Source organism: Mucilaginibacter sp., from assembly GCF_965201005.1.
Lineage (GTDB): Bacteria > Bacteroidota > Bacteroidia > Sphingobacteriales > Sphingobacteriaceae > Mucilaginibacter_A.
Genome location: NZ_OZ241747.1, coordinates 1273300 through 1295914 on the forward strand (window position 1 = coordinate 1273300; position 22615 = coordinate 1295914).

The following is a 22615-nucleotide window of genomic DNA, read 5'->3' on the forward strand; positions in this document are numbered from 1 at the left end:
TTAAAAGTAGATACATCCGGGGTTTGCACATGCTTCTTTTACCACCTTTTTTAGGTGAGTTTTTGATTTTTAAACCAAACTTCATCCGGCAAGGCTTTGAAATTGTGCATCGCAGCAAGTAGTTCTTTCGGGTTTGTGCTGTTTAACAGCAGGTTGCGATTAGTGGGTTTTAAAAACTGCTGCTGTACCATTACGTCCATCTGTTTCAGCAAAAAATCATAAAAACCACCAATATTTAATATCCCGATTGGTTTATGATGTAAGCCCAATTGCAGCCAGGTCAGTGTTTCAAAAAGTTCTTCCAGCGTGCCAAAACCGCCGGGCAGCGTGATGATGCCATCGCACAGATCGTTCATCATTTGCTTGCGCTGGTGCATGTTTTCTACCACGTGCATTTCGGTCAAACCGTTGTGCCCGACTTCTTTGTCCATCAAAAATCCAGGAATTACGCCAATGGCTTTGCCGCCGCGGCTCAAAATGGCATCCGCCATCAAGCCCATCACGCCAACTTTTCCGCCGCCAAAAACCAATGAAATATTTTGCTCAACCATCAACTCCGCCAACTGGTCAACGGCCAATGCCAGGTTTTCATCTCCGTTAAAGTTTGATCCGCAGAAAATACAGATTGCATTCATGTAAAAAATATTTTGTTTAAGAGCCTGTTTAAATTTTGTTCAATACATTTTCTATGCTTCTTTTATCACCCTAAAAATGGCAAACACTTGGTTTTCGATTGATTCAGATTGATGGAAATACCAATTTTTATAGGGTAAAAGAAGCATAAGGTTTTTTCGCAGATAAATTTTAAACAGGCTCTAAGATATAAGGTTAATGAGCTTAAAAATAACGTTTTCTTTCTTAGATTTAGGTTTTGAACAATCTATTTGATAGTCGATCAGCTGTTAAATTCTTTTTTTTTACTCGGGTGCATTTTTTATCACCTAAAAATTGTTGGAAGAAATTATTTTTACTTTCAAAGAAAATTTTATGGAAAACCTACAAGACAAAGTAATTATCATTACCGGGGCAAGCAGCGGAATAGGTGAGGCAACTGCGCTGTTGCTTGCAGAACAAGGTGCAAAAGTGGTACTTGGTGCACGCCGGATAGATCGTTTGGAAGCATTGGCAAAACGTATTTCGGAAGTAGGCGGCGAAGCATCTTATGCAGTTGCAGATGTAAAAAAACGCGAAGATTTATCAAACCTGGTAAAGCTGGCCTGCGATAAATACGGCAGGCTCGACGTTCTCATCAGCAACGCCGGCATTGCACCAACTTCCCTTTTGGAGGAGTTGCGCGTGGAAGACTGGGAAGATATGATCGACGTAAACATTAAAGGTGTTTTGTATGGAATTGCTGCAGCTTTGCCTGTGTTCAGGAAGCAAGGTTTTGGGCATTTTGTAAACACGGCTTCTACGGCCGGATTGATCACCAAGCCAACCATGTCGGTTTATTCTGGTACTAAATTCGCCGTTCGGGCTATTTCTGAAGGCTTGCGGCAGGAAGCTGGGCCCAATTTACGCGTAACCATTATTACTCCGGGTTTCGTTCAAACTAACCTTGCAGATTCGATGACGAATCCTGAAGTAAAAGCCCAGATTGTTGATTCTATGGAAAAAATGGCTATGCCGCCGGATGCAATTGCCCGCGCTATCGCGTATGCAATCAGCCAGCCAGCGGAAGTTGATGTGAACGAAATTATTATTCGGCCGACTGCTCAGGCTTAACTCTGATTTTTAAAATAGAATTAATGAAGCTTTGATTCGTTTCCTTAATAATTGCAACAAAAAAATTTGGTTAGAAAGCACAGGTTTGCTTTCTATGCTTTTAATCCGATACTGTTTTTATGCCGGTAAAAACAGTATCCAACTATTTTTCCAGCAAACCATCAAAAGTAATGGCTACATAATATAAACCGCCAAGCGTTGGTCCGCCTGCGTATTGGATGTAACGCCGGTTCAATAAATTCGTCGCGCCAATTTTAACGATGGCTTTGTATTGAGGGACGCGCAACGATACTTGTGCATCAAATATATGGATGGCCGGAACGGAGCCGGTTACCAGCGGACTTTCCCACAAAAAACCCTGCTGCCATTTGTAGATCACGTTAAAACCAAAATTTTTAATGATTTCGCGGTTGCCAAAAGACAAATTGGTAGATAAAATCGGTGTGTTGAAACCGGTCACAAAAATATCATCCGTTTTGTTGGCCACCAGTTTGTTAAAGCTGATATTGCCTGCCATGCTGTACGTTTTATAAAAATTGTAGGTAATACCCAAGGCCGAGCCGTAATTATGATAATCGTTTTTGGCATTGGTGTAAACGCGGTAACGCTCTTGCCCTGCACTTGCTGCTGTTGTGGTTGTGGCCGTTGTGGCATCGCGGTTTCGGTCCAGCATGGCCAAAACCGCGGCATCAGAACCTAACATACTGTTTTTAGGCACATAAACTTGCACCTGACCCAGAAAGCCATTATAAATATTAGAGTAGGCGTCCCAGTCAATCACCACTTTGTTATCAAAAACCACGCTTTTATAGCCAATTTCAAAAGAATTGATGCGTTCGGGACGCGCTTTTGGCAGATCGGCGGTTTGCAATAAACCTTTGTTGGCCAAAGCTGCAGCATCCGTATTTCCGGCTGCGGCAACCGCATTATTAAAATTAACAACAGACGTCTGTGTATAGCTATTGTCCAGATAGCCCAGACCCTGATCGATGAAAGGCAAACTGCCGACTCTTTTTACCCGGCCATTATTGACGTAAGAAAGTGCTTCAAACAGCGACGGAAAACGGTAACCCTGCTGAAAAGTAACCCGAAAATTTTGGTTTTCTACCGGCGAATAAACGGCTGCAATGCGGGGCGTAATTTTAGGATCGTAATAAGGGTTGTAATCAAAGCGCAACGAACCAACGACTTTTAGTTTCTCATCAAAAAACGTTTTTGTCCCTTGTGCAAAAGCACCAACTTTTTTGTAGTAAACGTAGTTTCCGAAACTGCCGTCTGGCAATGGTTGGTTCCGGTCAGCAATCGGCCGTGAAAAATCCACAAAATTATTTCCATCCGGAATGATTTGGTATAAACGTGCATCGGCCCCAACCAGTAAATCAAAAATTTTAATTGTTTTTGATAAATCCCACTGGCCTTCCAAATGGTACATCCGGCTTTTTTGTACCAAAGCTGCGCCACCGGTTGCCGGTGCATCCGGTATTAAGCTTGATTTAATGTCCCAGTTATTGATACCGATAATGGTACTTTTCAGATCGTTAAAAGCTTGTGTGCCGGGCAAAACCCGACCCGCATCTGCTGCAGCACGGGCCGCATTATTGGCCGTAGCCAAATCTGCACCGGTATTTAATTGTGATACCAATGCGGCTTTGTATTTAGCTGCCCAAACTGCATTGCCGCCGCCGCTGTACAAATCCAGGTTATCAGCCAAAGGTTTTACGTTGTAGGATTTGCCCGTATTTTCCAAAGAAATATAACTCAAAATTTTGAAGTTTTTGCCCTTCACTTCCAGTTTGTGGTTTTGTACGATCACATCCTGCAGCCTGATTTTGTTGCCGCGCTGAAACGTACCGTCCATATCGCCGATACGGTAACTATAAACCATTTCGGTGTGCTCATTTGGTCTATAATGAAATGCGGCATCAAACTTCAGATTTTTTACTTCCGGGTTTACCAAATCTTTTTCATAATAACCGGTACGCGCCACACGCAGCGTTTGGTTGGGTTTTCCGTTGATGGTTAATCCGCTGATGGATATCAGGTTACTTCCTGCCAAAGCATCATCGCCATAACGGTTCCAGCCGTCATAAGCGGTATTATTGGCTCCATTCAGCTGCGAAAAAGAAGGGTTGGCGCCAGGTAAACTATTGGGGTTTTGATCCTGGGTTGAATTAGAAATCCAATCGGTTCCGTGCATATAACTGCCATTCAATTTAAAAGCAAACTTATTACTGAAAGCTTTGGCGTAACGCAAGGCCGTTTCGCTCAAAACGCTTGCCGAATGATCAATGCCATCGACATGGTTTATGCCCGTACGCTGATAAATGCTCAAACCCTGATAAGTAAAAGGGTTTTTGGTGATAAGGTTGGCCATACCGTTGATCGCGTTCATGCCATACAAAGCAGAGGCGGCTCCAGGCGTAATTTCCACGCTGGCAATATCCAGTTCGGTTGGGCCAATGGCGTTGCCGAGCGGAACGCCCAACGTTGCAGCCTGCATATCTACGCCGTCCACCAGCTGCAAAAACCGGAAATTATTCGGGATGTTGAACCCACGCGTGTTCGGCACTTTAAAAGTTAAGCTGGAAGTTGTCATCTGTACGCCTTTTACATTCTCCAGCGCATCATAAAAACTTGGGGCAGGTGAGTTTCGGATGGAGCGGATGTCCAGTTTTTCTATCGCCACCGGCGAACGCATCAGCCGTTCTTCCTGTCGCGAAGCCGTAATCACAACTTCGTTTATCACCATAGATTGGGTAACCAATTGTACGTTTAACATACTGCCCGGATTGTTCACCAAAAACTCCTGCGGTTTAAAACCGATGCTGGAAAATACCAGCGTCAGCGGAAATTTAGCGTTACTGGTGATGGAAAACATACCGTTTGAGGCGGATGTGCTGCCTGCTGTACTGCCTTTAATTTTAACGGAAACGCCGGGCAGCGGCTGGCCGGTATCATCTTCTACCAGGCCGGATAAAATGTAATTACCGTTTATCTGAGCCATTAAAAACGGCGGTAGTAACGCTAAAAAGCTGATTAACAAGATTTTAATAAGTAGGTTTAGTTTCATGCAAAAAATGTAACAATAATATTTTCAAGGTTTTAAAAGAGGCGTTTACTTCAACATAAATATTTTACAGCTTGAAATTTGTACGATAAAAAAAGTAGTCCATAAAGTCTATAAATTTAGTAGGCTAAATTAAGGTTAAAAATATTTTTTCCAAATCCGGATGCTGTTTTTATCAGTAAAATTTTATTTAAAATAAGTTCGGAAAGTTTGATTTCCATTGCAGACAGCCCGATTTTTACCTGATAAAAGAAGTATCAGATACTGTTTTTATCGACATAAAATCAAGCATTTATATATCAGGCAGAAACAATATCAGGTTTTGCAAAACCATTAATGGCTTTCTTGGTCATAAAAGAAGCGTGCTACTTGCAGAACATTTATACCTACTGATTTATCCGATATGAACCACAACGTATTTCTTTTAGTGAAAGATCCGAACGATGCCTGCCGGGACATTATCCGCTCCAGAGATACAGACCTAAAAATAATGGTTTACTGTTTGAACGAAGTGGATTTTAAACCGCATCCCGAAGAAATCCAGCTTTATGCAGATGACCGTGGCAATCTGCTCGCGTTTGAAACGATCAACATCAGTGCAGAAGATGCTTTGGATATCGCATCCGCCATTCAGTGGTATGCCAGGTATATCGGTTATCCGGAAATGGAAATTTTGCCCGAAGACCCGCGCTCGGAATATAATTTTGATTGATGCTTCTTTTACCGGTGTTTTTTTGGACTGCATTAATTTAAAGCCGATTTTATCCGGTTCGATAAATGACTGTCATATGTACTGGCAGTACAAAATTTATAAGTAATCATGCCCAAAATCAGATTTTTAGAAGCCGAATGGCACAACCTCATTATGATCAATTATGAAGTTGACCCAGAAATATTAAAACCTTTTTTACCTGCTGCAACCGAGTTGGATTTGTGGCAGGGAAAAGCATTGGTGAGTATGGTTGGTTTTATGTTTCTCAACACAAAAGTTTTAGGCATCAAATGGCCAGGGCATATTAATTTTGAGGAGGTAAATCTGCGTTTTTACGTCCGGCATTTTGATGGAAAAGTATGGAAACGCGGTGCTGTTTTTATCAGTGAAATTGTTCCGAAACACATTATTCCGATCGTGGCCAACAACATTTACAACGAACATTATCAGGCGATGCCGATGCGTCATTCTTCATCAAAAATAAGTAATGGCGAAACTGCTTTTTTGTACGAATGGAAATTGAACAAACAATGGAACCAGTTGGGCGCAATGGTTGCAAACAATCCGCAGGAAATAAAAAAAGGCAGTGAAGAAGAATTTATTTTTGAACATTACTGGGGCTATAACCGCCTGAACGAACACAAAACCGTTGAGTATCAGGTAGAACATATTTCCTGGAAAATTAGGCCGGTACACAAATTTATTTTCAAGGCTGATGTAGAAAAACTTTACGGGAAAGCGTTTGCGCCTTATCTGCAAACAAAACCTTGTTCTGTGTTTTTTGCCGAAGGGTCTGCTGTTGCAATCAGGGTAGCCGGGAAAATTTCAACAAATTTGATGTAAACTATTGCTTATCAGTAAATTAGTTTGAAAAGAAAGCCTGTTACGATACCAAACAGTGGCAACTTTTTTCAACTTAAAACCTGCATCATTGCACTTGCTTTTAGCAAACATTCTTCATATTCTGCTGCGGCTTCAGATTGAAAAGTAATGGCACTTCCAACCTGAAAACTAAGATATTTTTTTGCTGCGTTGTACAAAATAGTGCGGATGATGACATTGAAATCAAAATCCCCGCCGGGCGAAAAATAACCCGCCGAACCGGCATAAACGCTTCTTTTACTGACCTCAAAATATTCTGCCAGTTGCATGGCTTTAATTTTGGGCGCGCCCGTCATGGAACCGGGCGGAAACGTATTTTTGATGGCATCTACCGGATCAATACGCTCATCCAATGTTGCAGAAACGGTAGAAATCATTTGGTGAACCTGCCGGAAACTGTAAACCCCAAAAAGTTCTTCCGCTTCAACTGTTCCTGGTAAAGCACTCTTGGTCAGGTCGTTCCGCACCAAATCCACAATCATTACGTTTTCGGCTTTTTCTTTGATGCTGTTTTTAAGGGTGTTTTTTTGGTGTTCGTCCTGCTGAGGATCAGGAGATCGGGGAGCCGTTCCTTTAATGGGCTGACTGATCAACCGCTGATTTCTTTTGGCTAAAAAACGCTCCGGACTTGCAGAAATAACATGTTTATCTTTTACTTTAAAATAACAGGCAAAAGGTGTTGGCGAGACGGCGTTCAGTTCCTCAAAAACCGAAATCGGATCGATTTGTGCATTTTCAGCATAAAACTCCTGGCAAAAATTGGTTTCATAAATATTACCGCGAAGAATGTGCTGTTTGATCTGGTTTACTTTTCCAAGATATTCTTCCTTGCTGATTTTTGCTTTGATCTGAAGGGAAGCTTTTTTGATCAAATGTATTTTTGTTGCTTCAATTTCAAACCAAGTTTTTTCAGCTTCTGTAGAAATGATTTCCAATTGATTGTTCTTCAGCAATAAAACATGCTTCGGCACAAAAAAATAAAGCTGAGGAAAGTGCAGGTAATCAGGGTTTTCGGAGGTCAGGTTTTCAACCTCATTCTTCAGATCATAACTTAAAAAGCCTGGCAGCCATTGGTTCGGATATTTTTGCCTGAATGATTTTAGGTGGATAAAAGAAGCATTGGCATCAACTTCCAATTCATCCAAACTGCCCGCCGCCAGCATCCAGTCAAAATCAGAATAAGGATCATTGAAATTATTTGAATCAAAAACCGAAACCGTATTAAAAGAAGAAGCCCAATGAAGGGCTTTTCTTTTGAATAAATTGATATTGATCAGGGATGCTTCTTTTATCACCCTAAATTTGTTAATTCAAAAGCAGGGTTTGCACACGATCCGGCCCAACAGATAAATATTTTACCGGAACGCCCAGTTCCGCTTCCAGAAAACGGATATAAGCTTTCAACTTTTCCGGGATTTGGCCAACTGCTGTAATTGCGGTCAGGTTTTCATGCCAGCCATCAATTTCTTTCAAAACCGGTTCAGGCTTTACCGTACAAATATCGTATGGCATATAATCAATCGTTTCTGTTGGATAAGCGTAATTTGTGCAAGCGTAAATTTTTTCAAATCCGCTCAAAACATCAGCTTTCGTCATCACCAGTTGCGTAACACCGTTTAACAGGATTGCGTATTTTAAGGCAGGCAGGTCAATCCAGCCGGTTCGGCGCGGGCGGCCTGTTGTGGCACCAAACTCATGGCCGGTTTTGCGCAGTTCTTCACCGGTCTCGTTTTCCAGTTCAGTAGGGAACGGGCCGCTGCCAACGCGTGTACAGTATGCTTTAAAAACCCCGATTACTTCTCCAATTTTGTTTGGGGCGATGCCCAAACCTGTGCAGGCACCGGCCGTTGTGGTGTTGGATGAAGTAACGAAAGGGTAGGAGCCAAAATCCACATCCAGCATCGTGCCTTGTGCGCCTTCCGCCAAAACAGTTTTTCCTTCTTTTAAATATTTATTTACCAGATGCTCGCTATCTGCCTGCGGAATGGTTTTCAAAAGTTCTACCGCTTCAAAAAATGCAGTTTCTTTTTCGGAGAAATCAAGGATTTCGCCATGATGCACCAAAATTGATTTGTGTTTTTCAACCAAACGATCATAACGTTCTTTAAAATCGGGCAACATCGTATCGCCAACGCGCAAACCGTTGCGGCCGGTTTTGTCCATATAAGTCGGGCCGATACCTTTCAGGGTAGAACCGATTTTATTGGCCCCCATTTTGCTTTCTGAAGCGGCATCCAGCAATTGGTGCGTGGGTAAAATCAGGTGCGCTTTACGGGCAAGGACTAACTTGCCTTTTCCAACCGGATCAAAACCTGCTTTTTTTAAATCATCCAGTTCGCGTTTTAAAATTATCGGGTCGATCACTACGCCGTTACCAATCAAATTAAGCGTTTTTTCGTTAAAAATACCGGAAGGGATCGTGTTGAGCACATATTTCTGGCCGTCAAACTCAAGCGTATGGCCAGCATTCGGGCCGCCCTGAAAGCGGGCAATCATATCATACTGCGGACAAAGCACATCCACAATTTTTCCTTTGCCTTCATCGCCCCACTGAAGACCTAACAATACATCAACCATTATATATTTATCAGAGTTTAGTTTTTATTATAATATTCGCAGGAACCTGCCATTTTCAAACGCGAACAATCGCCATACATATTCATAGAATGATGCTTGATCTGAAACTTCAAAATGTCGCCCATCATATCCTGAATCTGGCCAATCCTCGGATCACAAAATTCTACCACACGGCCGCAGTTAAGGCATATGATATGATCATGCTGCTTATAACCATAAGATTTTTCAAACTGGGCCATATTTTTACCAAACTGGTGCTTAGTAACCAAATCGCATGAAAGCAGCAACTCCAAAGTGTTGTAAACCGTTGCCCTGCTAACGCGGTATTTTTTGTTTTTCATGTGGATGTAAAGCGATTCTACATCGAAGTGATCACTGCGGGAGTAAATCTCTTCAAGAATTGCGAAACGCTCCGGGGTTTTTCTAAGACTTTTATTTTCAAGGTAAGCCTCAAAAATTTTTTTAACCATATCAATGGTTTCCTGTTGAGCCATGCTGATTATTTATCAGATCAAAGTTATCAATAAATCAAGAAAATACGAATGCTTCGTTTACGAGACCTTTTCCATTGGCGAATCAAAACGCGCCACAGTCGTTACACCGCGGACCAATTTCAGCTTTTTGATCAGATTGTCCAAGTGCTCTTTATCATGCACATAGATCATAATGGTGCCTTCAAAAATACCGTCGTTGCTGTCCACCGTTAACGAGCGCATATTCACTTTAAAATCGTTGGAAATAACGGTTGTCAGTTTGTTGATCAGCCCCACATCGTCAATACCTTTAATGCGCAAACCCGTTAAAAACGCCAATTCCTGCTGGTTGGTCCACTTTGCTTTTACAATCCGGTAGCCGTAGTTTGACATCAGTTTTGTGGCATTCGGGCAGTTGGTTTGGTGGATTTTAATGCCTTCGCCAACGGTAACAAAACCAAAAACATCATCGCCGGGGATTGGGTTGCAGCAGCTTGCCAAGCGGTAATCGATTTTCTGCATGTCTTCGCCGATCAGTAAAATATCGCTGTCTTTGGTTTTGACGTTGCGGATCAGGGTTTGAATCTGCTCGGCATCAATTTTGTCCTGCGGTTTGTGCTCAATAATTTTCTCTGAAGCGATGTATTCACGCAAATCCTTCAAATCAATCTGACCTAAAGCGACTTTATAAAACAGGTCTTGCGTGGTTTGAAGTTTAAAAAAATAAGAGAGTTTATAAAGATTATCCGAAGTGTAGGATAGTTTGATCGATTTCATTTTGCGCTCCAGAATCTCCTTTCCTTCTTCGGCAATTTTGCGTTTTTCTTCTTTTAAAGCCGATTTGATTTTGGATTTTGCCTTTGCCGTAACCACAAAATTCAGCCAGTCTTCTTTTGGCGATTGCTTCCCGGAAGTGATAATTTCCACCTGATCACCGTTTTGCAGCTTATAACTCAACGGAACCAGTTTGTGGTTTACCTTCGCACCAATGCATTTCGCCCCAACGTCTGAGTGTATTTCGAAAGCAAAATCCAGTGCGGTTGCATTCAGTGGCAATTGCACCAATGCTCCTTTTGGGGTAAAAATAAATATCTCGTCAGAAAACAGGTTCATTTTAAAATCATCCAAAAAATCCAAAGCATTGGATTCGGGGCTTTTCAACATCTCGCGGACTTTAAAAATCCATTGGTCCAACCCGTTTTCGGTAGATGATTCTTTGTATTTCCAGTGTGCGGCAAAGCCTTTCTCGGCAATTTCGTTCATGCGGTTGGTGCGGATCTGGATTTCCACCCATTGGCCGCGCGGCCCCATAACGGTTGTGTGCAATGATTCGTAACCGTTGGCTTTTGGCGAGGAAATCCAATCGCGCAACCGATCCGGATTTGGGCGGTAAATATCCGTTACATCAGAATAGGCTTTCCAGCAATCTGCTTTTTCATTTTCAGGTTTGCTGTCGAGGATAATACGGATGGCAAAAAGATCATAAACCTCTTCAAAAGGAATATTTTTCTTTTTCATTTTGTTCCAGATAGAGTGGATTGACTTTGGCCGTCCAAAAATATCTGCGTTTAAATGCTGATCTTGAAACAGTGTTGTTACCGGCTTAATAAAGTCAGCGATAAACCTTTCGCGCTCGGCTTTTTTCTCATTCAGTTTCTTTTTGATGAACTGGTAAGTTTCCGGTTCCATATATTTCATGGACAAATCTTCCATCTCGGATTTTATGGCATATAAACCTAAACGATGGGCCAGCGGTGCATACAGATAAATGGTTTCCGAAGATAATTTAAGCTGCTTATCGCGGGGCATAAATTCCATTGTACGCATGTTGTGCAACCGGTCGGCCAGCTTGATCAAAATCACGCGCACATCATCTGCCAGTGTGAGCAGCATTTTCCGGAAATTTTCTGCCTGCAAAGAACTGTTTGTATCAAAAACACCGGAAATTTTGGTTAGCCCGTCAATAATTTTAGCTACTTTTTTGCCAAAATCACGTTCAATGTCATCCAAAGTGACATCTGTATCTTCAACCACATCGTGCAAAAGCGCACAAGCAATAGAAGTTGGGCCGAGGCCGATTTCTTCTGCAGCAATATGCGCCACGGCAATGGGATGATAAATATAAGGCTCGCCGGATTTGCGCCGCATGTCCTGATGGCTTTCCACGGCAACCTCAAACGCTTTTCGGATCATCCGCTCATCACCTTTTTGTAATTTGGATTTGCAGGCACGCAGCAAAGACCGGTATCTTTTTAAAATCTCTTTTTTTTCCGCTTCCAGGTCAATCACAATTTCTTTCATACTTCTTTTATCCTATGTTTTTTAACCTCAGCTGTGCCATGTTTACGTACTTAATTTAATGATATATTATTAAAATTACCCTATTTTTGTTTAGGTAAATTTATGAAATATCTGTGTTTTATAGGGCTTTTTTCATGTCTGTCTTGTGTTATAAAAGCACAATCTACAGATGGTATAACCAAATTTAAAATAAAACCCGGCAAAAATGACAGTATAAAAGTTGCAGTGACCGAATTGAACGGAGAATTTGTGCCTTGGGTTTTATTGCCCGATGCAAACATCCGTGATTTCCGGCTTTTTAAAACTCCTGAAGACCGGGCTGCTTATAATCGTTTGCGTTACAATGTTTTAAAAGTTTTGCCTTATGCACAGTTTGCAGGCAACAGATACCGCCAACTGCAACGTGATTTGGCCACCACCTCAGACAAGCATCAGCAGAAGGAAATGATGAAAGCCTGCGAAAAAGAGATTAAAGACCTGTTTAATAAACAGATTAAAAACCTGACCATAACCCAGGGCGAGATTTTGATTAAACTGGTGCAGCGTGAAACAGGAAATACCAGTTTTGAGTTATTGAAACAGATGAAAGGCGGATTTAAGGCTTTTATGTTTCAATCAGCAGCACGCATGTTTGGCCATGATCTAAAGGAAACTTATGATCCTGAACAAGAAAAAGACATACAAGCCATTTTGGTTTCTGCCGGTTACTCATCTTATTATTGACCATAATGACCGAAAAAAACATTTATCAGTTTAACGTCGAAACCGTTAGTGGGCAGGCCGTGCGTCTCGACATTTTTAGCGGAAAGGTATTATTGGTTGTAAACACAGCTTCAGCTTGCGGTTTTACGCCACAGTTGAAAGACTTGGAAGATTTACGACAGCAGTTTGCCGGCCAGGATTTTGAAATATTGGCTTTTCCATCAAATGATTTTGGCGCACAGGAACCCTTAAACGGCAAACAGATCGAAGAATTTTGCACCGTTAATTATGGCATAAATTATCAACTGTTCAACAAAATACGCGTGCGTGGGCCGTACGCTCATCCTTTGTACCAGTTTTTGGCTGATAAAAAGCAGAATGCCCATATCAATTCTTCGCCGCGATGGAATTTTCATAAATACCTGATCAATAAAAACGGAGAAGTTTGTGATTTTTTCTATCCTTTTACCAAGCCAACTTCTTCTAAAATTAAGAAAAAAATAGAAAAGTTACTGGCTCACAAATCGGGATTGGCTGATGTTAAAACCATAGCGGATGCTTAAATTAGATATTCTTGTTTTGCCGGCACATCCGGACGATGCCGAACTATATTGTTCAGGCACAATTGCCAAACACATCGCTTTAGGTAAAAAAGTAGGCGTTGCCGATCTGACCCGTGGGGAATTGGGCACGCGCGGAACAGTTGAAATCAGGCAGGAGGAAGCCAATCATGCAGCAAAATTGTTGAACTTATCGGTTCGCGAAAACATAGGTTTGCGCGATGGTTATTTTAAAGATGACGAAAAAGACCAGCTTGAAGTAATCAAAGTCATCCGTAAATATCAGCCCGAAATTATAATCACAAGTGCAACTTCTGACCGGCACCCTGACCACGCCAGATCTGCAAAACTGGTAGAACACGCCGGTTTTTATGCCGGATTAAGTAAGATAAAAACAGCATTGACAGATGGCGAAGATCAACAGGTTTGGAGGCCAAAACTAATTTTAAATTTTATCCAGGACACGCACCTTAAACCAGATATTTTGATTGACATAACCGGATACTGGGAACTAAAAGTTGCCAGTATCCGGGCGTATAAGTCACAATTCTATAATCCTGATTGGGCCGATGAACCTGAAACGTACATTTCCAGTCCTGCATTTATGGAAGTTGCAGAAGCCAGGGCACGAGAATTCGGCCGGGCAATACAAGTAAAATATGCGGAGGGTTTTACCTCAAAAAGATTATTTGGCGTTGATAACCTGTTCAATTTAGTATGATAAAAGAAGCATGTAACGTTAAGCCTTCATTTTAACGTATTCATAACGTTTGTTGCTCTGGTTTTTTTCCCGTTTTAAAATATTGTCTTTTACAGTTTTCAGCAATATCCCCGAAATCTCAGAAGTTTTAAATTCCTCATTAAATTCTTCTTTATATTTATTTGCTATTGCCGAAATAGACTGCGGCTGGTCAAAAAAATCCGTGTCGAGCAACCGGTACATGGCTTTAGTGGCCCCGGTTGGTTTGCGTTCCCTGGCAGGCGCATCGTTCAGCCAGTCTTTGTTCGGGTTGATTCTTTTTGCTCTTCTGGAAGCAAAATCCTGCATTTCCTGATTGGGTATCAAAACATCAAACAAAATATTGTCCAGTAGTTTTTCGGCAATTTTTACCTGTACAACTTCTGATTTAAAGGCATTTAAAATCTCAGCAAGGTCAAGAAGCTGAGTTTTGAGATTTTCATCTAGTTTGGTCATAACTAAAGATTATTGTAGTAGATAATTTTTTTGGAAACATAATATAAAATTGCCAAAATCAATTTAATAAAATTAACATAAAATTAAGCATTTCAAACTATATTGTATAAAAATTTAACAGTTTGTTCGATAAATTGAAGTTTATACAGAATTAATTGTAATGAAGGTTGTGTTGGACCCCAAAGCTTGTGGTATTTAACAGCTGTTTAATTCTGATCGTTTATATGCTTCTTTTACAACCTGAAATTTACTAATTTAAATAAATTTTTTCTATTAGCAACAATTGCAAAAACAAAATTTACCGGCATAAAAGAAGCACCATAAAACCATTCGACAGCAATTTAAACAGGCTCTTATAAAAACAAAGTTTATAGGGATAAAAGAAGCATTATAAAATTGTTGGTCAAAGTTAAAAAGGGATTTAATGATGTTGTCGCAAAAGTACGTTTATACTATATCAATTTTTTTTATTAAAATAAATATATTGTTGAGATTGATAGACACAACCTAATTTATACATTTGTATTGCGCATATTATTATTCAATTATATTTATCTGAACGTTAATGTTAAAAACCCCACTTTTACTATTTTGCTGCCTTTTTTGTATAGGTGCGCATTCCCAGAACCCGACAAAACAAATATCCATTATTCCGGTACCGGTTTCAATGAAAACCGGCCAGGGCAGTTTTGTTTTGCCTGCTTCTGTAACTATTGAAGCTGCTAATTCTGCCGAAATGAAAATGGTAAGCGGTTACTTGCAAAAAAAGCTTGAAACTGCAACCGGTAAAAAAGTTGTCGTAAAAACCAATGCTTCTTTTAGCAGTATAAAATTAGTGCTCAATAAATTGTCGAACCCGCTAATTGGTAAAGAAGGATATCAGCTTAGCGTTACACCAAAAAACATCAGTATAAAAGCTAATGCACCGGCCGGGTTGTTTTATGGCGTGCAAAGTTTGATGCAACTGTTCCCGAAAGAGATTGAAGGCAAATCCGCTGCAAAAAACGTGAAGTGGACGGTCCCATGCCTCAGTATAACCGATTATCCACGGTTCGGCTGGCGGGGACTAATGTTTGATGTTGCGCGCCACTTTTTTACTAAGCAGGAAGTGAAGCAATACATCGATGCCATGGTTAAATACAAATTTAATTTGCTGCATTTGCATTTGGCAGATGATGAAGGCTGGCGTATTGAAATAAAAGGCTTGCCAAGATTAACCGAAGTAGGTGCTTTTAACGCAAAACGGGTAGGTTATTTTGGCACTTTTGCTCCTCCGCCTGCCAACGAACCACGCACTTACGGTGGTTTTTATACACAGGATGACATTAAAGAATTGGTGCAATACGCAAAAGAACGCTTTGTAAATATTTTGCCCGAAATTGATGTTCCCGGCCATAGTTTGGCTGCCATAGTTGCTTATCCAGAACTTTCCTGCACACCGGGTGCAGAAAACTACAAAGTGCGTTCGGGCGAGGAAATTATGGATTGGTCTCACGGACAGCCACCTATTGCTTTGATTGATAACACTTTGTGCCCGGCCAACGAAAAGGTTTATACGTTTATGGATAAAGTGATCACACAGATAGCTCAGCTTTTTCCGTTTGAGTACATTCATTTAGGCGGAGACGAATGCCCGAAGAATTTTTGGGAAAAAAGCGATGCGGTAAAAGAACTTATGAAAAAAGAAGGGCTTAAAAACATGGAGGAAGTGCAAAGCTATTTTGAAAAACGGGTAGAAAAAATTGTAGAATCCAAAGGCAAAAAGTTTATGGGCTGGGATGAGATTTTAGAAGGCGGCCTAGCACCAAACGCTGTGGTGATGAGCTGGCGCGGCATGCAAGGAGGCATTGAAGCAGCCAAAATGGGCCACGAAGTTGTGATGAGCCCAACTACTTTTGCCTATATTGATTACATGCAGGGCGATCCATCTATAGAATCAAAAGTATATGCCACGCTTAGGTTGGATAAAACCTATCAGTTTGAACCCGTTCCGGATAGTGTTGATGCGAAATTGATCAAAGGCGGACAGGCCAATTTATGGACAGAACAGGTTTACAACATGCGAAAAGCAGAATACATGACCTGGCCGCGCGGCATGGCCATTGCAGAATCGCTTTGGTCGCCAAAAGCAAGTAAAAACTGGGACAATTTTGCCGGAAGGGTAGAAGGGCAGTTCCCGAGAATGGAGGAGGCCGAAATCAATTATGCGCCAAGCATGTACGATCCGATTGTAAACGTTTCAAGAAAAGACAGCGTGATGAACATTGCTTTATCCACCGAAATCAAAGGCCTGGATATCTATTACAGCTTTGATAATTCTTTCCCTGATCGTTTTTATCCTAAATATACACAGCCGTTAACGGTGCCAAAAGAAGCTGCGCAGATCAAAATGATAACCTACCGTGGCAACAAGCCTATTGGCCGGATGATGAGCATCCCGATTACAGATTTGAACGCCCGCCTTCCGAAGAAAAAGTAATTTTACACTGATAAAAGAAGTATCAGGATTTCGATGCTTCTTTTATCGGCATAAAATCAGATTCGTAAAAAGTCTTGCTTCCTGAAGCAGGACTTTTTTTTGTTTAAAAATTTATTTTCAAAAAGATTTGCAAATCTAAAATTCATAGTTACATTTGTAGTGTACTATTTATCTAATACACTATTTATGATAAAGATTTCAAACTTAACTTTCGGGTACGGCAAGAAAAAAACCTTGTTCCAGGATTTGAACCTGACAATGCAAACCGGGCACATCTACGGTTTGCTCGGTAAAAACGGCGCAGGCAAATCAACTCTGTTAAAAAACATTGCCGGTTTGGTTTTTCCGCAAAAGGGAACTTGCGTAGTAAACGGTTTTGATGCTTCCAAACGTTTACCGGCATTTTTGCAGGATTTGTTTTTTATTCCGGAAGAAGTTTACATGCCAGCTTTAACGGCCACACAATTTGTAAAAAGTACAGGCCATTTTTATCCTTCTTTTAATGAAAATCAGTTTGACCGGATGTTGGCCGAATTTGATGTTCCAAATGAAAGTTTACTCAGTAAACTTTCTTTCGGCCAGCAAAAAAAAGTAATGATTGCCTTCGGGCTTTCTACCAATACTTCGCTTTTAATTATGGACGAGCCAACGAATGGTTTGGATATTCCTTCCAAAAGTCAGTTCCGCAAAATCATTGCTTCGGCTTTAACGGAATCTCGTTGTATTGTGATCTCCACACATCAGGTCCGGGATCTGGATAATTTGATCGATAGTTTGATCGTAGTTCATAACCAGCAAATTGTATTGAACAAAAGTCTGGATGAGATTTCTGAACGCTTAAACTTCAGCACAACTCCTACCTCCGGAGCCGATGTTTTATATGCCGAAGAAAGTATTCGCGGCATAAATACCATCACTAAAAACAGCATCGGCAGTTACAGCAAAGTTGATATGGAACTGCTTTTTAACGCCATCATCGCTGACAACCAAACGGTAACCGAAATTTTAAACTAACTGCCATGAACCAAACTTTTGATTTCACCAGATTTGGAATGCTTTTTAAAAAGCATACAATAGAAAACTATAAAACTTACTTAATGTCGGTAGCGGTTTTGGCCGGCTTGCTGCTTTTGGTAATGGGCGTTACATCCTACAACACCGAAGGTTATTTGCCCCAGGGTTTTCAATTCGGGATTTTTATGGCCTTTTTGTTGCTTGCCGGTTGCATTTTTACCAGCATGATTTTTAGTGAAATGGGCGATAAAAAGAAAGCTATCCCGGCACTTACTTTACCAGCTTCACATTTTGAAAAATATTTAGTTGGCTGGTTGTATTCTTTCCTGATTTTTCAGGTTTTATATGTGGGCATATATTATCTTATTGCAACTGTTGTTGTGCAAATGGGTCAGCCAGGCACATTGCAACATCCTAATTCTGTGATTAATATATTTACCAATGATTTTAAACCGCATCCATATTACACTTTTATCATCTATACATTTTTGCATTCATTAACTATTTGGGGGGCTATTTATTTTGAGAAACTCCACTTCATTAAAACTGGTTTTGCATTTTTTATCGCAGCTTTTGCTTTTGGGTTGATCAACAAGCCAATTATAGGTGCGATGATCAATGAAAAAATTGACGGCACTACATTTTTTAGCCCGATATCTTTTACAGATGGGAAACAATACTGGTCGGTACATGCTGTTTCTATGCCCGATTATTCTGGCGCGATCGTCCTTGGTTTAGTGGTGTTGATTTTATGGATAAGTGCTTATTACAGGCTAAAAGAAAAGGAAGTTTAATTATGGATTTTAGGGACAACGAAGCTATTTACCTGCAAATTGCAGCGTACGTAAGCGAAAATATAACGCTGGAAAAGTGGACTGCGGAAGAAAAAATACCTTCTGTACGGGATTTGGCAGTTGAATTACAAGTAAACCCAAACACGGTTGCTCGCACTTATGATTTTCTGCAAAACCAGGAAGTGATTTTCAATAAGCGCGGCATCGGTTATTTTGTAAGTTCTGATGCGAAAACGAAAGTTAAAAGTTATCGTAAAGAACGTTTTTTACAACAAGAATTACCGGAGTTTTTCAAAAATATCTTTCTGTTGGAGATTGGTTTGGATGAGATTGAAAAACGTTATCAGGAGTTTAAGACACAAAATTATCAGGCATAAAAACAGCATCATGAAAACAAGTAACAAACTATTTATCGCTGCAATATTGATTATCATCTTATCAATGGTTGCTTATGATTTTGCTTTGCGTGCAGAATATTTGAAAGGCGAATACAAAAGCAGGTTTTATGAAAAAGAAAAGCTTGGGTTTAATGGATTCAAATCAATTGATAACCGTGCAGCAAATTATTTACCAATTACAGTTGAGCGCGGCGATCATTTTGGGGTTTGGATAGATAAAAACCTAAAAGACCGGATCAAAATTTCAAAAATTGGAGACCAGCTGATTATCGATGTGATAGATAGAAATAGTCCGAAGATTATTCCGTACAGCAATAGTGTTACTATTATTTGTCCTTCGATAAATGAAGTTGTTATGCAACCATTATTGCTGGTTAAAGAAAATCAGGAAATTTATCCTTCTGATGCAACAACCAACTTATCTGGATTTAATCAGCAAAACCTCAGCTTAATAGTTAATGAATCTACACATTTGAACTTGGAGAAAACTAAAATTGAAAATCTAAATGCTATAGTTGGCACCAATTCTTCCACACATGCTTATCTTTTTATTGCATCAAACAATCAGATTGGAAACGCAAATATTAATGTTTTGGGTAAAAACCAGTTGGTTATTGAAAATCCTAAAATCGAAAAAACAAATTTCAATATTTCAGATAGTGCCAACGTTAGTTTAGGCGGAAGCACTTTGAAACAATTAAGAACGCAGCCTAAGTAATTTATCCAAAATCAAAGCCCGAATTTCAACACAATTATTATCACATGAAAAAGTTTTTCCTGAACACAAACCCGTTCATACTTCTTTTAGCACCTGTTTTTTTGATTGCCACTGCGGGAACCTTACAGCACACAATCAGCCTGGAATTGCCCAATGTTTCTACGGAACTTGTTGGTATGTTTAACAACCGTACTATTTTTCAGGTTTTGTGTGAAGTAATTGTAAGCAAAATCCGTTAAAAATAATTTCAAAAATAGATGCAAAAAGCGTTAAACGGGTTGGTTTTGGTTGGAGGGCGAAGTGTCCGGATGGGCGTGAACAAAGCCGAAATTTGCTGGCATAAAAAGCAGCAGCAATATTATCTGGCAGATTTGCTGGGCTTTTTTTGCGAAGAAGTTTTTATTTCCTGCCGTACCGATCAGCAGCAGGAGATTGATCCGGATTATCAGGTTTTACCGGATTTATTTGAAGGTTCCGGACCGATAGAAGCGATTTTAACGGCATTTAATAAGCGTTTGGATTGCGCCTGGCTGATTTTAGCTTGTGATTTGCCGCTGCTTGATGAAGCAATATTAAAATTTTTGGTTGAACAAAGGGACGTAACTAAAATTGCAACTGCGTTTTTGAATCCTGTAAATAATTTGCCTGAACCGTTGGTTGCTATTTGGGAAGCTGAAAGCTACGGATTACTTTTGTCGGCACACCAGCAAAAGCATTTATCTTTAAGGAAACTCCTTATTCAACACCATGCAAAAATGATTAAAGCACCAAACCCTGATGCTTTAATTAATGCCAACACGCCTGCAGATGCAAAAATTGTGAAAGGGATTCTACAAAAAAATGCTTCTTTTATCAGGTAAAAATTTATCCGATAAAAGAAGCATTTTAAGCTAAGTTGTTTTACCTGAATGCTACATTTTCTGCTTTTGCCAAAAAATCAGCGTAAGCCAGGCCAATACCTTCTTCTATATCGATGCTGTGTTTCCAACCGGCATTATGCAATCTGCTTACGTCCATTAATTTACGTGGTGCGCCATCCGGTTTAGAGTGATCGTACTCAATTTTCCCTTCAAAACCAATAATCTTTTTTACCAATCCGGCCAGTTCTGCAATACTGATATCTACACCAGTTCCGGCATTGATTGGGGCAGGTTCATTATAATTATTGATAAGATAAAAACAGGCTTCTGCCAAGTCATCTGCAAATAAAAATTCCCTTCTCGGTGTTCCTGTCCCCCAAATTACAACCGTATCTAAATTATTCAACTTTGCTTCATGAAACCTGCGGATCATGGCCGGCAACACATGAGAGTTTTGCGGATGGTAATTATCATTATAACCGTACAAATTTGTTGGCATTACAGAAATGTAATTACAGCCGTATTGCGCGCGGTAAGCATCGCACATTTTGATACCTGCAATTTTTGCAATGGCATACGGTTCGTTGGTTTCCTCTAAAGGTCCGGTTAGTAGGTCATCTTCATGAATTGGTTGTGGGGCCAGTTTCGGGTAGATGCAGCTCGAACCTAAAAACAATAATTTTTTAACACCGGTTAAGTATGATTGATGAATGATATTGTTCTGAATGGCAAGGTTTTCATAAATAAAATCTGCCCGGTAGGTGTTGTTGGCAACAATACCGCCTACTTTTGCGGCCGCCAAAAAAACATACTCAGGTTTTTCAGCAGCGAAAAAACCCTCAACTGCCTGCTGATTTCTTAAATCCAGTTCCTTAGAAGGCCGGGTGATGATATTCTCAAAGCCCTTTTCCGTTAATTTTCGGAATATAGCAGAACCCACCATACCGTTATGGCCTGCTATATATATTTTGGCATTTTTTTCCAATAGTTTTGTTTTAGGTTTTAAAATAAAGTGGTGTTTGTTTATCTATTCGTATTGATTTTTGATAGTATAGCCCAATTCTTTTAAAGAGCGTTCTTTTTTGAAAAGTTTTAAGTCTGAATTCATCATATCCTGAACCAGCATCGGCAGGTCATATTTAATTTTCCAACCTAATTTTTCGATAGATTTGGTTGGATCTCCGATCAATAATTCAACTTCAGTAGGGCGGAAGTAAGCTTTATCCACAGCAACAACTTCTTTTCCTATTTCTATTTGATACTCCGGGTTATTGCAAGCCACAACATAACCTCTTTCATCTGCGCCTTCGCCTTTAAATTCCAGTTCAACGCCTGCTTCTTTAAAAGCCATTTTTACAAAATCACGCACCGTTGTAGTAACACCGGTTGCAATCACAAAATCTTCCGGCTTTTCCTGCTGTAAAATCAACCACATGGCTTCAACGTAATCTTTAGCATGGCCCCAGTCACGGCGTGCATCTAAATTGCCCAAATACAGTTTTTTCTGCAAACCTAAGGCAATTTTTGCTGCACCACGGGTAATTTTACGGGTTACAAAAGTTTCTCCGCGCAGCGGGCTTTCGTGGTTAAAAAGGATACCGTTGCAGGCAAACATATCGTAAGCTTCACGATAATTAACAGTGATCCAGTAAGCATATAGTTTGGCTACGGCATACGGCGAACGCGGATAAAAAGGTGTTGTTTCTGATTGCGGAACAGCTTGTACTAAACCATATAACTCGGAAGTTGAAGCTTGGTAAATCCTTGTTTTTTTAGTTAAACCCAGTAAACGTACGGCTTCTAAAATCCTTAACGTACCTATACCATCTGCATTTGCGGTATATTCAGGAGTGTCAAAACTCACTTTTACATGAGACATGGCACCCAGGTTATAAATTTCGTCTGGCTGGATTTGCTGGATAATCCTAATCAGGTTTGTTGAATCAGATAAATCTCCGTAGTGCATAAAAAAACTCACGTTTTCATCATGCGGATCCTGATAAAGGTGGTCGATTCGATCAGTGTTGAAAGAAGAGCTACGGCGTTTAATGCCATGCACTTCATAATCTTTAGCTAATAATAATTCTGCAAGATAGGCGCCATCTTGCCCGGTAATCCCTGTAACCAAGGCTTTCTTTTTCATATGTAAATGATTTGT

The 22615-nt window shown here is 40.3% G+C and carries 22 protein-coding genes; 13 read left to right on the forward strand and 9 right to left on the reverse strand.

Annotated elements, in window-relative coordinates; translation table 11 throughout:
• Positions 1-50 precede the first annotated feature (50 nt).
• On the reverse strand, positions 51-635 hold the full coding sequence (locus ACOFKR_RS05920; RefSeq protein WP_419803096.1) for a TIGR00730 family Rossman fold protein: 585 nt from the start codon (positions 633-635) through the stop codon (positions 51-53).
• Between the two features lie 352 nt (positions 636-987).
• Here ACOFKR_RS05920 and ACOFKR_RS05925 point away from each other — a divergent pair, with 352 nt between their 5' ends.
• Complete coding sequence (locus ACOFKR_RS05925) at positions 988-1725, forward strand: SDR family oxidoreductase (protein ID WP_419803097.1); 738 nt, start codon at positions 988-990, stop codon at positions 1723-1725.
• Positions 1726-1867: 142 nt separating this feature from the next.
• Here ACOFKR_RS05925 and ACOFKR_RS05930 read toward each other — a convergent pair whose 3' ends face one another.
• Positions 1868-4729 carry a TonB-dependent receptor gene (locus ACOFKR_RS05930; RefSeq protein WP_419803098.1) on the reverse strand — a complete coding sequence of 954 codons (2862 nt, stop codon included), beginning with the start codon at positions 4727-4729 and terminating at the stop codon, positions 1868-1870.
• A gap of 466 nt (positions 4730-5195) precedes the next feature.
• On the opposite strand from ACOFKR_RS05930, the gene ACOFKR_RS05935 reads away from it, so the two are divergent.
• On the forward strand, positions 5196-5504 hold the full coding sequence (locus ACOFKR_RS05935) for a hypothetical protein (RefSeq protein ID WP_419803099.1): 309 nt from the start codon (positions 5196-5198) through the stop codon (positions 5502-5504).
• Between the two features lie 108 nt (positions 5505-5612).
• The gene (locus ACOFKR_RS05940) at positions 5613-6347 is read left to right on the forward strand and encodes a YqjF family protein (protein ID WP_419803100.1); all 735 of its coding nucleotides are present in this window, start codon (positions 5613-5615) and stop codon (positions 6345-6347) included.
• Between the two features lie 68 nt (positions 6348-6415).
• Here the strand turns inward: ACOFKR_RS05940 and ACOFKR_RS05945 are convergent, their stop codons facing one another.
• From ACOFKR_RS05945 to ACOFKR_RS05960, 4 genes are read right to left on the reverse strand one after another with little or no spacing between them, the layout of a single operon-like run.
• A complete protein-coding gene (locus ACOFKR_RS05945; protein ID WP_419803101.1) occupies positions 6416-7681 on the reverse strand; it encodes an anthranilate synthase component I family protein in 1266 nt (421 codons plus the stop codon).
• A 10-nt stretch (positions 7682-7691) separates the two neighbouring features.
• Entirely contained in the window at positions 7692-8966 is a 1275-nt protein-coding gene (locus ACOFKR_RS05950; protein ID WP_419803623.1) for an adenylosuccinate synthase, read from the reverse strand.
• A gap of 14 nt (positions 8967-8980) precedes the next feature.
• Positions 8981-9457, reverse strand: a complete 477-nt coding sequence (locus tag ACOFKR_RS05955) for a Fur family transcriptional regulator (protein WP_419803102.1) — start codon at positions 9455-9457, stop codon at positions 8981-8983.
• Between the two features lie 57 nt (positions 9458-9514).
• On the reverse strand, positions 9515-11737 hold the full coding sequence (locus tag ACOFKR_RS05960; protein WP_419803103.1) for a RelA/SpoT family protein: 2223 nt from the start codon (positions 11735-11737) through the stop codon (positions 9515-9517).
• A 225-nt stretch (positions 11738-11962) separates the two neighbouring features.
• Between ACOFKR_RS05960 and ACOFKR_RS05965 the strand changes: the two genes are divergently transcribed.
• Genes ACOFKR_RS05965 through bshB1 form a run of 3 tightly spaced genes read left to right on the forward strand, consistent with a single transcriptional unit; the run spans position 11963 to position 13720 of the window.
• Positions 11963-12460, forward strand: a complete 498-nt coding sequence (locus ACOFKR_RS05965) for a DUF4294 domain-containing protein (protein ID WP_419803104.1) — start codon at positions 11963-11965, stop codon at positions 12458-12460.
• 5 nt (positions 12461-12465) lie between these two features.
• Positions 12466-13002, forward strand: a complete 537-nt coding sequence (locus tag ACOFKR_RS05970) for a glutathione peroxidase (RefSeq protein ID WP_419803105.1) — start codon at positions 12466-12468, stop codon at positions 13000-13002.
• Positions 12995-13720, forward strand: coding sequence for a bacillithiol biosynthesis deacetylase BshB1 (gene bshB1, locus ACOFKR_RS05975; RefSeq protein WP_419803106.1), 726 nt, complete (start codon positions 12995-12997; stop codon positions 13718-13720). The genes ACOFKR_RS05970 and bshB1 overlap by 8 nt, the downstream gene beginning before the upstream one ends.
• A gap of 18 nt (positions 13721-13738) precedes the next feature.
• Here bshB1 and ACOFKR_RS05980 read toward each other — a convergent pair whose 3' ends face one another.
• Entirely contained in the window at positions 13739-14194 is a 456-nt protein-coding gene (locus tag ACOFKR_RS05980; RefSeq protein ID WP_419803107.1) for a hypothetical protein, read from the reverse strand.
• Positions 14195-14759: 565 nt separating this feature from the next.
• On the opposite strand from ACOFKR_RS05980, the gene ACOFKR_RS05985 reads away from it, so the two are divergent.
• From ACOFKR_RS05985 to ACOFKR_RS06015, 7 genes are all read left to right on the forward strand, one after another.
• Entirely contained in the window at positions 14760-16673 is a 1914-nt protein-coding gene (locus ACOFKR_RS05985) for a beta-N-acetylhexosaminidase (RefSeq protein ID WP_419803108.1), read from the forward strand.
• Positions 16674-16859: 186 nt separating this feature from the next.
• On the forward strand, positions 16860-17687 hold the full coding sequence (locus ACOFKR_RS05990; protein WP_419803109.1) for an ATP-binding cassette domain-containing protein: 828 nt from the start codon (positions 16860-16862) through the stop codon (positions 17685-17687).
• Between the two features lie 5 nt (positions 17688-17692).
• Positions 17693-18481, forward strand: coding sequence for a hypothetical protein (locus ACOFKR_RS05995; RefSeq protein ID WP_419803110.1), 789 nt, complete (start codon positions 17693-17695; stop codon positions 18479-18481).
• Between the two features lie 2 nt (positions 18482-18483).
• A complete protein-coding gene (locus tag ACOFKR_RS06000) occupies positions 18484-18858 on the forward strand; it encodes a GntR family transcriptional regulator (protein WP_419803111.1) in 375 nt (124 codons plus the stop codon).
• A 10-nt stretch (positions 18859-18868) separates the two neighbouring features.
• Positions 18869-19597, forward strand: coding sequence for a hypothetical protein (locus ACOFKR_RS06005; protein ID WP_419803112.1), 729 nt, complete (start codon positions 18869-18871; stop codon positions 19595-19597).
• 44 nt (positions 19598-19641) lie between these two features.
• Positions 19642-19836, forward strand: coding sequence for a hypothetical protein (locus ACOFKR_RS06010; protein ID WP_419803113.1), 195 nt, complete (start codon positions 19642-19644; stop codon positions 19834-19836).
• Positions 19837-19854: 18 nt separating this feature from the next.
• Positions 19855-20457, forward strand: a complete 603-nt coding sequence (locus ACOFKR_RS06015; protein WP_419803114.1) for an NTP transferase domain-containing protein — start codon at positions 19855-19857, stop codon at positions 20455-20457.
• Positions 20458-20497: 40 nt separating this feature from the next.
• On the opposite strand, the gene ACOFKR_RS06020 is transcribed toward ACOFKR_RS06015, so the two are convergent.
• Together ACOFKR_RS06020 and gmd are read right to left on the reverse strand one after the other, a co-directional pair.
• Positions 20498-21442, reverse strand: coding sequence for a GDP-L-fucose synthase family protein (locus ACOFKR_RS06020; protein WP_419803115.1), 945 nt, complete (start codon positions 21440-21442; stop codon positions 20498-20500).
• Between the two features lie 42 nt (positions 21443-21484).
• Positions 21485-22600 carry a GDP-mannose 4,6-dehydratase gene (gene gmd / locus ACOFKR_RS06025; protein ID WP_419803116.1) on the reverse strand — a complete coding sequence of 372 codons (1116 nt, stop codon included), beginning with the start codon at positions 22598-22600 and terminating at the stop codon, positions 21485-21487.
• Between the last annotated feature and the right edge of the window lie 15 nt (positions 22601-22615).

What these genes read in the sequence shown, in the direction of transcription:
- ACOFKR_RS05920 (WP_419803096.1), bottom strand. Translation starts at nt 635, where the DNA reads ATGAATGCAATCTGTATTTTCTGCGGATCAAACTTTAACGGAGATGAA.
- ACOFKR_RS05925 (WP_419803097.1), top strand. Translation starts at nt 988, where the DNA reads ATGGAAAACCTACAAGACAAAGTAATTATCATTACCGGGGCAAGCAGC.
- ACOFKR_RS05930 (WP_419803098.1), bottom strand. Translation starts at nt 4,729, where the DNA reads ATGGCTCAGATAAACGGTAATTACATTTTATCCGGCCTGGTAGAAGAT.
- ACOFKR_RS05935 (WP_419803099.1), top strand. Translation starts at nt 5,196, where the DNA reads ATGAACCACAACGTATTTCTTTTAGTGAAAGATCCGAACGATGCCTGC.
- ACOFKR_RS05940 (WP_419803100.1), top strand. Translation starts at nt 5,613, where the DNA reads ATGCCCAAAATCAGATTTTTAGAAGCCGAATGGCACAACCTCATTATG.
- ACOFKR_RS05955 (WP_419803102.1), bottom strand. Translation starts at nt 9,457, where the DNA reads ATGGCTCAACAGGAAACCATTGATATGGTTAAAAAAATTTTTGAGGCT.
- ACOFKR_RS05960 (WP_419803103.1), bottom strand. Translation starts at nt 11,737, where the DNA reads ATGAAAGAAATTGTGATTGACCTGGAAGCGGAAAAAAAAGAGATTTTA.
- ACOFKR_RS05970 (WP_419803105.1), top strand. Translation starts at nt 12,466, where the DNA reads ATGACCGAAAAAAACATTTATCAGTTTAACGTCGAAACCGTTAGTGGG.
- bshB1 (WP_419803106.1), top strand. Translation starts at nt 12,995, where the DNA reads ATGCTTAAATTAGATATTCTTGTTTTGCCGGCACATCCGGACGATGCC.
- ACOFKR_RS05980 (WP_419803107.1), bottom strand. Translation starts at nt 14,194, where the DNA reads ATGACCAAACTAGATGAAAATCTCAAAACTCAGCTTCTTGACCTTGCT.
- ACOFKR_RS05985 (WP_419803108.1), top strand. Translation starts at nt 14,760, where the DNA reads ATGTTAAAAACCCCACTTTTACTATTTTGCTGCCTTTTTTGTATAGGT.
- ACOFKR_RS05990 (WP_419803109.1), top strand. Translation starts at nt 16,860, where the DNA reads ATGATAAAGATTTCAAACTTAACTTTCGGGTACGGCAAGAAAAAAACC.
- ACOFKR_RS05995 (WP_419803110.1), top strand. Translation starts at nt 17,693, where the DNA reads ATGAACCAAACTTTTGATTTCACCAGATTTGGAATGCTTTTTAAAAAG.
- ACOFKR_RS06000 (WP_419803111.1), top strand. Translation starts at nt 18,484, where the DNA reads ATGGATTTTAGGGACAACGAAGCTATTTACCTGCAAATTGCAGCGTAC.
- ACOFKR_RS06005 (WP_419803112.1), top strand. Translation starts at nt 18,869, where the DNA reads ATGAAAACAAGTAACAAACTATTTATCGCTGCAATATTGATTATCATC.
- ACOFKR_RS06010 (WP_419803113.1), top strand. Translation starts at nt 19,642, where the DNA reads ATGAAAAAGTTTTTCCTGAACACAAACCCGTTCATACTTCTTTTAGCA.
- ACOFKR_RS06015 (WP_419803114.1), top strand. Translation starts at nt 19,855, where the DNA reads ATGCAAAAAGCGTTAAACGGGTTGGTTTTGGTTGGAGGGCGAAGTGTC.
- gmd (WP_419803116.1), bottom strand. Translation starts at nt 22,600, where the DNA reads ATGAAAAAGAAAGCCTTGGTTACAGGGATTACCGGGCAAGATGGCGCC.